Origin of the sequence: Reichenbachiella sp. (assembly GCF_965233835.1) — a bacterium.
Lineage (GTDB): Bacteria > Bacteroidota > Bacteroidia > Cytophagales > Cyclobacteriaceae > Reichenbachiella.
This window is the reverse complement of the sequence record NZ_OZ247585.1, coordinates 1,951,631-1,964,781: the sequence shown is the minus strand read 5'-3', so window position 1 is coordinate 1,964,781 and position 13,151 is coordinate 1,951,631. Positions and strand designations below refer to the sequence as shown.

Annotated in this window: 6 protein-coding genes; 1 reads left to right on the top strand and 5 read right to left on the bottom strand. The window is 42.6% G+C overall.

What is annotated here, in order from left to right; genetic code table 11:
- Positions 1-63: 63 nt before the first annotated feature.
- From ACO6S2_RS08495 to ACO6S2_RS08480, 4 genes are all read right to left on the bottom strand, one after another.
- Positions 64-1,713, bottom strand: a complete 1,650-nt coding sequence (locus ACO6S2_RS08495; RefSeq protein WP_422362065.1) for a RagB/SusD family nutrient uptake outer membrane protein — start codon at positions 1,711-1,713, stop codon at positions 64-66.
- Positions 1,714-1,739: 26 nt separating this feature from the next.
- Positions 1,740-5,099: a SusC/RagA family TonB-linked outer membrane protein gene (locus ACO6S2_RS08490; protein ID WP_422362064.1), complete on the bottom strand. Its 3,360-nt coding sequence runs from the start codon at positions 5,097-5,099 to the stop codon at positions 1,740-1,742.
- Between the two features lie 207 nt (positions 5,100-5,306).
- Positions 5,307-6,338 (bottom strand): FecR family protein, encoded by a 1,032-nt coding sequence (locus tag ACO6S2_RS08485; protein WP_422362063.1) that lies wholly within the window; start codon positions 6,336-6,338, stop codon positions 5,307-5,309.
- A gap of 69 nt (positions 6,339-6,407) precedes the next feature.
- The gene (locus tag ACO6S2_RS08480) at positions 6,408-9,782 is read right to left on the bottom strand and encodes a VCBS repeat-containing protein (RefSeq protein ID WP_422362062.1); all 3,375 of its coding nucleotides are present in this window, start codon (positions 9,780-9,782) and stop codon (positions 6,408-6,410) included.
- Positions 9,783-9,963: 181 nt separating this feature from the next.
- Here ACO6S2_RS08480 and ACO6S2_RS08475 point away from each other — a divergent pair, with 181 nt between their 5' ends.
- Positions 9,964-10,581, top strand: a complete 618-nt coding sequence (locus ACO6S2_RS08475) for an RNA polymerase sigma factor (RefSeq protein ID WP_422362061.1) — start codon at positions 9,964-9,966, stop codon at positions 10,579-10,581.
- Between the two features lie 59 nt (positions 10,582-10,640).
- Here the strand turns inward: ACO6S2_RS08475 and ACO6S2_RS08470 are convergent, their stop codons facing one another.
- Positions 10,641-13,109 (bottom strand): GH92 family glycosyl hydrolase, encoded by a 2,469-nt coding sequence (locus ACO6S2_RS08470; protein ID WP_422362060.1) that lies wholly within the window; start codon positions 13,107-13,109, stop codon positions 10,641-10,643.
- Between the last annotated feature and the right edge of the window lie 42 nt (positions 13,110-13,151).

Genomic DNA, 13,151 nt, shown 5'->3' with positions numbered 1-13,151 from the left:
TTTGACACAGCCTCAAACAGGTGAATCAATTAACCCAATTGAGTCACAAGGGCATTCATTATTTTAATTATAACCTGGGTTTTGCTCCAGATTTTCATTCTTTTCGATTTCAGATAGCGGAATAGGCTGCCATCTGTGCTGCGACTTATATACTCGCTCTTCATAATCGAATATACCAAACTCCTGTGTCACATCATCCTCCGTGATCGAACCTGTAGTTTCTCCATTAGGTCCAATCCAGATGCCTTGGATCGTCTGATTCAATACTTGATCGGCAATACCCCAGCGTCGCACATCAAAATAACGATGATCTTCATAAGTCAGCTCTACTCTACGTTCTTGCCTAATTCTATCCCTCATTTCCGACTGAGAAAGACCTGCTGGAATATTCGGCATGTTTACGTCTGCTCGACCACGAACCTGATTGACAGCATCATGAACACTGGCATCTGGCCCTGCGGCCTCGTTTTGTGCTTCTGCATACATCAGCAAAACATCCGCCAGACGAATCTCAATCCAGTTGATGCCCGCATCAGTGTTTTTGATATCAGCATGATCCTCATCCATCCACTTTCTAAGTGCATAGCCTGTTTTAGTAGCGTCAGTAGGGTGAGAGCCTATGGCATCAATCCCATCGTATCTGATTTCAAATTCTCTTCCTCGCCACATGGAGCCATTGTGATTAACCGTCATATCCAATCTAGGATCTCTATTATCATAAGGATTATCAGGGTCATAACCAGAAGCCACATCGGTAATTGGCAAACCATTGGTCATTTCGTAAGCATCTACCAAGTTTTGTGAAGGAGTAGTTCCTCCCCACCCGTTATCGTAGGAATCAACATTGTTCAATCTATTGATATAAACTCCACGATCAGCGGCCACAGCATATTGGATATCAAATATCACTTCCTGATTGTTCTCATTCTCTTCCCAAAACAAACCTTCGTAACTTGGAAAGAGAGAGTACCCGCCATTGTCAATAACATCTTTGGCAGCAGTAGCCGCGCCTGACCATCTTTCATCATATAGCAATACTCTTGCTTCCAAAGCCTTCGCTGCATATCTGGTTGCTCTACCATTATTAGCGTCATCGTAGGAAGTAGGAAGTAGATCGTAAGCCTCTTGCAATTCTGCAATCACATAATCCGTGCAAGCCTCGTATGTTGACCTGGATACGTTCAGGTCATCATCCAACCCTTGCGCTTCAGTAATGATTGGTACGCCTCCGTACAATCTCATCAACTTGAAATAAGTCAAAGCTCTTAGAAAATGAACTTCACCCTTCAAACGGTCGACGTGTGCTTCCTGATCAGGATCGTCTGATTCGAAATCGACTATCTTCTCAAAAAACTCATTGGTCTGTCTGATGGAGCGATATCCATCTGCCCAATGCTCGTTAAAGGGTGCATTGGCAGTGGTCACATCACCACGATTCAATTCATGTGAGCTCGCCCACTGATAACCTACCTCGGCATCGTCTGTAGCTCCAGCCAAATGATATCTCCCGATCAGCCCAAATCCTGGAGACCATGTCCAGCCTGATTTAAGGCCAGCGTATATTTCATTTACATACTGTTCTGCCAATACCGGATCAGACCAAACGTTTGCATCCGAATACAGATCTAATGGTGGCTTTTCCAAAAAGTTCTCTTCACATCCTGCCAACACTAAGACGGCAACAATTAGTGACTTTATATTTATATATTTCATCTTGTTTCTCTTTTTGTTGATAATGACTACAGGGTGATATTAATACCCATTTCATAGTTCTTCATAACTGGATAGAAGCTTGCTCCTTCACCACTAGGTGCAGAAGGATCAACAATATCCAAATCACTCCAGGTAATCAAATTGAAACCTTTGACATATACACTCATTCTTTGCATGCGCAATCTATTGACCAAATCACCAGGCAAGTTGTAGGTTAGACCTACTTCTTTCAATCTCACAAAAGATGAGTTCTTCAACCAAAAATCTGAGGCGGCATCTCTACTACCATCACGCTCTGCCGACAGTCTTGGGTAGCCAGCATCTCTATTGTCCTCCGTCCAGTGATCATCTCTGATCCAAGTAGGTAATGGGGCTCCATCAATAAAGGCTTTGGTTATCGTAGAATTCAAATAAGTTTTGAAATCGAACTGTCCTTGAAAACGAAAATTCAAAGAGAACCCTTTATAATTAGCACCTAAGATGACTCCCAACACTTTTCTAGGAATGGTATTCATATCCATTCTCACTCGATCGTCTTCGTTGATGACTCCATTTCCGTCTACATCTCTGTATTTGATGTCCCCAGGCTGGTTACCTCCGGTTCTTTGTACTGGAGAGTTATCGATCTCCTCTTGGGTTTGGAACAATCCTATCGCATCGTACAATAGGCCAGTTCCCACTGATCTACCAATCTGACTCCACTCAGGTCTTAGTGTAGCCGGCTCACTAGTAGAAATAATTTCATTGGAGTTTTGCGTATAGTTGATGTTAGCATTTACATCCACAGGTCCAATCTTATTCCTATGTGTCAAGCTAACTTCCCAGCCTTTGCTATTCACCTCTCCGATATTTTGATCTGGCAATGTAGCCCCAATGGTAGCAGGTATTTCTCCTTCGTCTGGCACCAAAATATCAGTCGTGTTTCTCCAGAATAAATCAGCTTCTAAGCCGAATTTACCATCCAAGAAATCTGCGTTCATACCCACATTGGAGGTCGTAGATTTTTCCCAAGTAGCTGTCGGGTCTGGAATCGCACCTGACACCAAACTAGATGCCGCTACTGGACTAGCTCCACCAAATACATAGCCTGCACCATTTTGGTAGAATGACAGGAATCTAAATGGAGGGATGCCGTCAAAACCTAGCTTACCCCAAGACCCCCTAACTTTCAACTGAGTTAACCAGCTTACACCGCTTAAGAAGTTTTCTTCTGCGATATTCCAACCAGCGGACACCGCGGGAAATACACCCATACGCTCATCTTCAGAGAATTTCTCTGAACCCTCGTATCTCAAACTCGCCTCAATCAAATACTTATTATTGTAGACGTAATTCACTCTTCCCACAAAACCTAAACGACGGGTGATGTCTTCACCACCGTTGTTATTTTGATCATCCTTGTTGGCACTACCTGCCGATAGTTGAGCAATTTGATCACTAGCAAAATTGATACGACCAGCGCTGATAAATCTTGTATTTGTTTCCTGCTGAGAATACAAAGCCAAGGCTTTGATCATATGTTTCCCAAACTCCTTTTCATAATTCAAAGAAGTCTCATACAGATTCAGGTTCTGAATGATCATGGATTCTTGCAAAGTAATTTGGCCTGCGCTACTCTTATCAAAGACAGCTTCACCGTTGGCATCGTATCCAGTCATTTGATAAGAAGTCAACGGCTTTTCAAATACTTTAGAATGCTGGTTTCCTCTATCAAAACTGTAGTTACCTACAATCTTCAATCCATCCACTGGCAATTTGTATTCGAAGCCTATGGTACTGGTATAGATGTCTCTATTGTCTTCAGAAAAGCCAGACTCATACATTTGCTGGATTGGGTTGTTTCCGTTTCGGCCTCTTCCCCAGAAACCATTGCTATATCTGTCTTTATACACTGGCCACATTGAATAGAAGTTGCCCATAATAGATGGAGCATCTCCTCCTCCACTTCCTGGTGCTGTTCTTTTTTCGTGTCTGCCTTGAAGGTCAAGCTTGATCGCCAAATTCTCGGTAACATCAAAGTCCAAATTGGCTAAGAAATTTTGACGTTTAAATCCAACATTGGCCACCAAACCCTCAGTATCGAGAATACCAGTACCAATATAGTATCGAAAGCGCTCGCCTCCACCTTGCACGCCTAAGCTATGGCTCGTGGTAGTCTGTCTGTCTCTAAGTCCTGCACTGATCCAGTCGGTATCGGGATAAAGTTCTCTATCAGAACCATTTCTATAGGCTTCAATTTCATCATCTGTATAGGCAGCCGGATTGCCATCGTTGGCATTGGCTTCATTGAATAACCTAGTAAAATCGTAAGATCCAGCCATTTCTGGCAATATAGTTGGCGTTGCGAAATTCACACTTCCAGAATAACTAACCGTTGGAGCTTGATTCAATTGCCCTCTTTTAGTCGTGACCAAAATCACACCATTAGCTGCTCTGACACCATATACGGCAGCAGCAGATGCGTCCTTCAACACAGTGAAGCTTTCTATATCCAAACCATTCAGTTGGTTCATGCTTCGTTGCACTCCATCTACCAAAATCAATGGGGTAGAACCGTCGTTAAGGGAGTTTTGGCCACGAATGTAGAAAGGAGTTACATCCTCTCCTGGCTGACCACTTTGCTGAATACCCACTAAACCAGGCACTCGACCTACCAGTCCATTAGTAACATTGGTTGAAGCACTTTGATTGATATCCTTACTACTGACACTGGCTATGGAACCTGTCAGGTGAGCCTTCTTCTGTGTACCATATCCTACTACGACAACTTCTTCCAATTGCTTAGCATCTACAGCCAACAATACATCCACAACAGATTGAGTTCCAACAGTAACTTCCTGAGATAGATAACCGATATAGCTAAATACCAATGTGGCTCCAGCTTCAGCCTCAATGGTATACTGTCCATCCATATCAGTCACAGTACCACTTGTCGTTCCCTTCACCACAACGTTAACACCAGGAAGCGTTTCACCCGTATCCTGATCGGTAATCGTACCTTTTATATTAATAGTCTCTTCTACGATCGCAGCACGTTTGGCTGCCTTCTTAGTCTGAGGCTTTTCACTCACCAGAATCAAATCATTAACTCTTCTAAATTTGAGATTGGTACTCTTAGAAATTTGTCTGAGTACATTGCCCAAACTTTCATTTTTGCTTCTGGTTAAGTCTGCATTCTGCTCCACCAGTGCATCATTTTTGTATGCAAACCTAAAATCTGTTTGCCGTTCTATTTCGCTAAAAACATCTGCTACATTATTTCCAGCATTTACTGTGAGATATACCTGATTGATACTCACAGATTGCGCTGTCCCCGCACCTGCCGCCATGATCATATTGGCCACGGTAGCTTGCAGTACAATTCCCCAAAATGCGTATCTAGTCATACTCAGTATTTGCTTAAGTATCCTTAAATTCATAATTTTATAAAGTTTTAATTAACGATTCGCTTGATCCTGCCGGAATGGAGTTGAAGGCCTTTTGGTAGGCGCAAGCGTTTAAAAAAATTTCCGATGACACGACCCTCCCGGTTGCGTTGTCGGATTTTTTGTGGTTGTCTAGTTATGTTTCATAGGCATTGTTTTGATTAAATATTAGTTAAGGGTTACGATATTATTTTCGAGTTTATATTCGAAGCCCAACGAATATTTCATACATTCCAAAGTAGCTTTCAGAGACTTATTGGGCTTAAACTGAGCGGTATACCCAGTACCGGTTTCTAATTTTTTGTTGACAACGAAAGTGACACCGTACCACCTTTCTAAGGTTTCAATGATTTCGTCGTGAAGTGACTTATTGAATACAATTCTCTTGTCTTTCCATGCCAATAAATCAGCTAGATTGATGTCCTCTGCCTTAAAGGCTCGTCCTTTAGATTTATGGTAGACAAACATTTGGTTAGGAATCAGCACCTCTGACCTCTTCTTGTTCTCGCTGAGTTTGACCTTGACTTTGCCAGTAGCTACCGCGATTGATACATTTTCGGATGTGGGGTAAGCACTAATATTGAATGACGTTCCCAAAACTCGAGTTTCTACCCCTTGAGAGTGAATCACAAATGGTTTATCAGGATTCTTTGCTACATCAAAAAAGGCCTCTCCAGTCAAGTAAACCTCTCTCAAAGTATCTGAAAAGGTCTCGGGAAAACGGAAAGTACTGCCTGAATTGAGCTTAACTTTAGTTCCGTCACCAAGAGTAATCGTTGATTTCTGCCCTAATGGCACCTCCTTGGTCACATAAGCTACCTCCACTACTTCCAGGTCCACGTCTTGTTGGTTCATTATTCTCTGATAGGAAAGCACAGAAACAGCTAATAGAAGTATCGCGGCAGCCACTCTACTCCCCCAAAAAACATACCCTCTTTTCCTGGTTTGAGATGGCTGGTTATCAATGGCCTCATTGATCTGTTGAACCATCGAGTCCACTTTCTCTTCCGATATCGAAATCTCGGAAAACTGAATGGAAAGCACCATTTGACGAGCCAATTCTAACTCCTCAGCATAGTCTGGGTTCTCTTCGATCCATTCTTCCCAAAATACCTCTGATTCTGCATTCGGACGCAATACATGAGCCCTAAAAGCGTCATCCAAGGCGAAGTCTTCAGCCGAAAAGTAATTGTACTTCATTGTCTTCTTTATTCTTAATAGTTACGCGTATTAATCAGTAGAGCGTTCCTTCCTATAGAAATACTCACCCTAATCCATATTTTTTTGAATGACTTGGACATAGTCATCATTATTGGCCACAATTATGCCTTTGTTCTTCTTTTCTCCCAAAGAAATGGCTTTTATTCCTCTTACATCCTTGTGAAGGAACAAACCTGATTTTTCCGATTCTACAGGGGTAAAATTTCCGCTACCATCCCCAAGCAAAACTATGCCCATCCCTGCGTCACTTCTAACCGTCTCTACTTCCGCTACGAACAGATTTCCCGCCATGATGATATCCATATGACCGTCTTCATTCACATCCGTAGAAAGTAAGCTATTCACAACGGAGAGTTGGGCTTCTACAGGGAGGGGTCGAGCTTCGAAACCTGCTCCGTTTACATTTTCAAAATACGTCGTATTGAAATTGTACGCCTGGTAGTGCAACGCATCCCGCAAGGGGGCTTCTCCATATACTTCAACCAGGCTTGCTTTGGCGAATTGGTCATAGGTGGGGAATTTCTCTTTGATAAAGGGCATTTGATTACTTGAGCATTCTCTCCCTCTAAGTGCATACTGACTGCCTTGTTTTTGATACCCTAAAACAATATCCAACGAACCACTTCCATCGAAATCATGAGCATACACTTCGAACGGTTCCTCTGGCGAAGCGTGATATTTATAGTTCTCCCCAAGGTTGCCTGCCACAAAATCTAAATCACCGTCTTGATCGAAGTCATAAGAAAGCAAACTGAACCACCAGCCCTTTTCATTGTGCAATCCAAAATCTTCAGATTGGTTAACAAACCGGCCTTGTATCTGGACAAGCAATACGGGGTTCATCCATTCTCCAACAATCATTAGATCCACCACCTGATCTTGATTAAAGTCCCCAAAAGAGGCACCTGTAACCATTCCGACACCTTGTAAACCTGGAGCCAATTGTTCAGCTACATCTGTAAATACCACCTTACCTCTTTGAGAATCATTTCTCAATAAGGTGCTACTCGCAGGTAATGGGTACTGACCTGGAACCTGTCTACCGCCAACAAACAAATCCAGGTCACCATCCTGATCATAATCAGATGAAACAACCTTTGATCCACTATTAGGAAAACGCGGTAAAGCTTGAGATTTACTAAAGGTACCTTTCCCATCGTTTAGGTATAGTCTATCCTGATATTGAATTGAACCGACTTCATGCTCATTACCCCCACTCACTACATACAAATCATTGTCACCATCGCCGTCTGCATCAAAAAACAGCGCATCTACATCCTCACAATTTTTTTCCATACTCCAAGGTTGGCCTTTAACTTTTCTGAAACTGGACGCTGTAGTTTGCAAAAACAAGGTACCCGCCTGGCCTACAGCTCCTCCTAGATAAACATCCTCCAACCCATCTCCATTCACATCGGCTACGGCCAAAGACGGACCGAAACGAGACATTTGATGTGGAAGCAAGGACTCTCTCGAAAAATCGTCAAAGCCATTTTCTTTGTGCTTAAAATTCAAGGTTTCTCTAGAAGTCTCAGAAAACCAAGTGGTTTGAATGGTAGTGTCAAGCTCTGAATCAGCAGCATTTTCATGATTTAGGGTGATCTTTTGATTCACTTCCAAACCTCCGAGAGTTTGCTGTTTGCCATCTGGCCATGTTACCCTTAGCTCCGAAATATCCTCTGCCGGCCCTACGCCAAAATGGATTTCGTTACTTACTGAGGATTGAAAACCACGAGAAGTAAATTGCTCCACGTATTGCCATTGACCTTGACTTAAAAGAGCAATCTTGGCCCCCAAACCATTGATATTTCCTTGAGGGCCTTTGAGTGCTACATTCAAATAGTTGTTGTCATTTTTTTGGTCTGCATTATTGCGATAGATGAAAGCAGGGTCATCTGAGTTATTGACTACTAAATCTAAATCACCATCTTGATCAAAGTCGGCATAAGCCGCTCCATTGGAGGCAAAACTGGCCTGCTGCAATGTCTCTTTTTCTATTTTAGAAAAACGTAAGCCTTCTTCATTGAGGTAGAAATTATTAGGTTTCTTTCTGGATGGCATTCTTTGAAGCAGATCCTCTACGTATCGCTTGATATCCCATTTTTTTCCTTCCTTAATAATTTGTTTTACTTTCTCATCCTGCTTTTTTCGATAAATAACAAAGTCATTATTCCTAAAGTCCCTTTTGATACCGTTGGAAACAAATAGATCCTTTTGGCCATCATTATCCATATCAAAAAGCAGAGGTGCCCAGCTCCAATCCGAACTGGACACACCGCTCATTTGAGCAATTTCCGAAAACCTTGGAAGCTCCTTTTCCGAACTCACTCCCCTGTTTAGCTGAAGGGTATTGAACATGTATTGGTAGTGCTGGTTGAGGTCTACCAATTCATTGAATTTCTTTGGGTTCATTCCTCCCATGCTGGTTTTGATATCGTAGTAAGATTCAGATGCCATATCAACTACCACGATATCAGCCCGACCGTCATTATTGAAATCGGCAATATCATTGCCCATAGAGAAGTTAGAGATATGACCTGTAGTTTCAATAATACTTTCTTTGAAAGTACCATCTCGCTGATTGATATATAAGTGATCTTTACCTGAATAATCCACACTCACGTAGACATCCGGCCACTGGTCATTGTTCAAATCTCCAATACCCAACCCCAGACAGTAACCCAGATTGTTATTTATGATTTTTGCTTCCTGTGTGATATCATGATAAAAACCATCTCGATTCTCAAAAAGACGCTCTCCACGCAAATCACCTTGCTCTTTGGCCAACTCTGCCACTCGACCTCCTTCAAAAGATTTGATACCATGATTAATCAAGAACATGTCCAAGTCATTATCGCGATCAAAATCAAAAAATGCTACTTGCGTAGAAAACTGAGGGCAATCCAAGCCGTAGGAGGCTGCTTTTTCCACAAAGGTAGGCACTCCGGATTCATCCACTCCCTGATTTACCCAAAGTTCATTTCTTCTTTTATCCGGATCATTAAATTGTCCAGATTTACAAACATAGATATCCATCCACCCATCCTGATTGATATCGACCATCGTGGTACCTGTGCTGAACCCGTATTTGCCTCTAACTCCCGCCTGTCTCGTTATGTCTCGAAACTTCATTTGTCCCTCATTTAGGTAAAGCTTATTCGACTGAAGATTGGATGTGAAATAGATGTCTTGCTTTCCGTCGTTGTTGACATCACCCACGGCTACCCCTCCTCCATTGTAGAAGTACTCGTAAAATAATCCATTCATCCGTTCGCCTTCCTTCAGGTAGTTGACAAAGTCAATTCCAGTTTCTTCAGGACCAAGAATATCAAAGAAATCAACTTCTTTTTTATCTATAATTTCAGTTTGTTCAGCACAGCCCAACAACACCAAAACTCCTATCCAAACCAGCACTTTTTTCATGTTTATATATTTTACCGTATAGGTAAGAGCGAGTAAAAAATAAGACATACTCACTTAATCAACTATTTTTTCAAAATCACCTTATAATGACTCATAAGGCCTTTTTATTCTGGATTTTGCATATATATTTGAATACCGCAGGATATTATCCTAACGGAAAAAAGAATACTGTAAGCAGAAAATGGACGGGAAAAAGAAAAGTAAGATCCTGGAATCTAACCTATGGCGTGAGCTGAAGCAAGGTGACAGAACTGCTTTCAATTCCATCATTCGCTCGCACTACCAACTGCTCTTCAACTATGGATGTAAAATATCTAAAGACCAGTCTTTGGTCGAAGACTGCATCCAGGAACTATTCATCTATCTGTGGGAGCATCGTGACACCTTAGCAGATGTAAACGTGGTGAGGGCCTATCTCATCAAGTCACTCAGACGACGAGTAATCAACCAACTCAGCACGAAGGATCAAAAGCTAGTCGATCGAGTTGAAAATTTTGCAGCCGAGACCAAAGGCAACTTTTTCAGTTTCTCCCACGAGAAGTTTCTAATTGACAATGAAAACAACAAAGCTGTCCAAGAAAAACTCAAAGCGGCCATTTCCAATTTACCTGACCGACAAAGAGAGGCCATTTACCTCAAATACTATTCTGGTTTGAGCTATGAAGAAATCGCTCAAGTCATGGACATGGAAAAGCAATCCGTAGCCAATGTACTACGAAGAGCGTTATTGTCTCTTCGTACCTTATTTAGCCTATTTGTTCCTATGGTGTTTCGGTATCTGAATCAGACTCAGGCCTAAAAAAAGACAGTCGAACCTCGACTGCCTTTTGACCACTAAACACTAATCATAGTATGAAATTATTTGGCAAAAGATGGTGGAAGATGCTCCTCCTCACTTGCCCATTTCTTATTTGGCTCACTGCCCATTTCAAATTCAAGGTTAACTTCTCTAAGTATATCTTCTTCTGATATCCATGCTTTAGGAGACTCCTGACCATTCACTTTCAACGACTGAACATAGATAGCTGACGAAGACAGAGACGGGCTATCCGAATTGGCAGAAATCACTATATCGCCTGTGTTTCTTCTTATTCTTGCCTTACTAAATGAAGGACTTCCTAAAACCAAGTCTGCACGCCCGGGATATAAGGGATACATACCCAACGCAGAAAACACGTACCACGAAGACATCTGACCCAAGTCATCCTGTCCCGGTATTCCAGTGGTACTTGAATTCCAAAGATGCTGCATGGTAGCCCTCACGGTTTCTTGTGTTTTGTAGGCCTTTCCTGCAAACAAATACATCCAAGGCGCATTGATTGAAGGCTGGTTGGATACGTCCGAATAGGCACCTCCTTCTCTATACAACGCCCAGCTTCCATCAGGTTTGTGAAAGAACTTGTCCAGGCGACGAGCAGCTATTTCAGGGCCTCCCATTTTTTCAAATAGGCCCCTTCCGTCAAAGGGAACCATCCAGGTATATTGACGAGAACTACCCTCCACTAATAGGTGCGTGCTGGTAGGATCAAACCCTTCTTTCCAGCTGCCATCCAAGTTTCGTCCTTGAATATAGCCTTCATCAGCCGTTGCATTCGGGTTGAACAGGTTGGCCCAATAGCCCGACTGCTCCAAAAACAACTCACTATCCTCTTTCCTGCCAAGTCTACTTGCCAATTGAGATAGGGCAAAGTAAGATGAAGCTTGCTCCAGCGTCTCTGAAGCGCCTTCCCAGGTATTGGATGAGTCAGAGATATATTTCAACGTTTGCCATTGATCGAGTGAAGGTTTCTGTCCACGACAGAATATCGGACATCCCTCGTCGCTCAAATCCAGATCAGTAGGCACTTTAGCCGCAGTAGCCAATGACTGATAAGCCTGTTCCACCTCAAACTTATCAGCACCAAAGGCTACAAAATTTGCAATAGCGATGGCTGCCGGGTCTCCACTCATAACTCCAGTAGGCCCATTGTTATGCGTCCACCTGTCCCAAACACCATTGTATTGGTCTGCTTGATTCAATAGCGATTGTGCTATATCATTGGCACGCTGTGGATGAGTAAGTGTCAGTAATTGTAATTGCGATCTGTACACGTCCCAGCCGGAGAAATTCGCATATTGTGCAGTTTGGGTAGGTTTGATCTGCTGCTTTTGCCCGTCAAATCCCGCATACTCGCCATTGACATCGCTAAATACGTTGGGATGAAACTGCGAATGATACAACGCCGTGTAAAAGGTTGTCAATTGTTCTTTGTCTTCACATTCAACCTCAATCTGAGCCAAAGACCCATTCCAGGCTTGATAAGCCTTTTGACTGATAGTCTCAATATTGTCATTTTTGGCTTGTTCCTCATGTAAATTCAATCGAGCATTTTCCACACTTACGTAAGAAATACCTACCCGCATATTCACTACTCCTTGCCGTGCTTCGACCGTGACCCAGGCACCAGACCCCATTCCCAGCGATGGAATTCCTTTTTCTCCATAGGACATACCTCCCTTAGTGACTTGAGTAGACGGAAGCATATTTTCATTCTCCCATCCTCCGTACTCAACAATATCAGCATCAAGTTCAGCCACAAAATAAAGCGTGTAGTAATCTCTTTGATTATAATCTCCCAGGTATCCACAAAAGTTACCACTAGTTACTGATCCCGTGATCTCATTGGCATCAATATTAATTTGGGTAGAAGCATTTCCACTTCCCAACTGGGAGTACGAAGTTCGAAAAAGCAAAGTAGCCGGCTGACCCTCGGGGTAAGAAAATCTGGCCAAGCCACTTCGCTCTGTTGCTGTTAATTCTACATTCACTCCGTTATCGAGTCCTACCTGATAATAGCCCGGTTTTGCTTGTTCATTTTCATGAGAATAACCAGCGCTATAGTAAGCGTCCATGGTATCAACATCCGGGGAATGTAGCATAGGTTTTGTGAAAGGTAATATGGGTATATCGCCAGAGGCACCAATACAGCCTGTGCCAGAAAGTCTGGTCAAGGAAAAACCTTTAACCCTGCTGGCTGCATAGTTGTATCCTCCTGGTGAGATCGGAAGGCGACGGTTAGACTCCTTTACCATTTTGTATCTACGATGCTCTTTCATGTCTTCACTAAAGGAGTTTTCTGGTCCAAACGACAACATTCCAAATGGCATGACGGCTCCTGGAACCGTATTGGCAGCATCGGTTATACTTCTTTCACCTGCAGTTCCAATAAATGGATTGACGAAAGATGCGGGCTCAGCAACCCAATTCGATTGTTCGCAAGAGTCCAAACAAACAATGCTAAATAAGAAGGATAGGTGGCGTGATTTTCTTAACAAATGATTGATCATACTATTCTTTTTCTTTTAAGAGAGTGTTGATATCAGACACTA

What these genes read in the sequence shown, in the direction of transcription:
- ACO6S2_RS08495 (WP_422362065.1), bottom strand. Translation starts at nt 1,713, where the DNA reads ATGAAATATATAAATATAAAGTCACTAATTGTTGCCGTCTTAGTGTTG.
- ACO6S2_RS08490 (WP_422362064.1), bottom strand. Translation starts at nt 5,099, where the DNA reads ATGACTAGATACGCATTTTGGGGAATTGTACTGCAAGCTACCGTGGCC.
- ACO6S2_RS08485 (WP_422362063.1), bottom strand. Translation starts at nt 6,338, where the DNA reads ATGAAGTACAATTACTTTTCGGCTGAAGACTTCGCCTTGGATGACGCT.
- ACO6S2_RS08480 (WP_422362062.1), bottom strand. Translation starts at nt 9,782, where the DNA reads ATGAAAAAAGTGCTGGTTTGGATAGGAGTTTTGGTGTTGTTGGGCTGT.
- ACO6S2_RS08475 (WP_422362061.1), top strand. Translation starts at nt 9,964, where the DNA reads ATGGACGGGAAAAAGAAAAGTAAGATCCTGGAATCTAACCTATGGCGT.
- ACO6S2_RS08470 (WP_422362060.1), bottom strand. Translation starts at nt 13,109, where the DNA reads ATGATCAATCATTTGTTAAGAAAATCACGCCACCTATCCTTCTTATTT.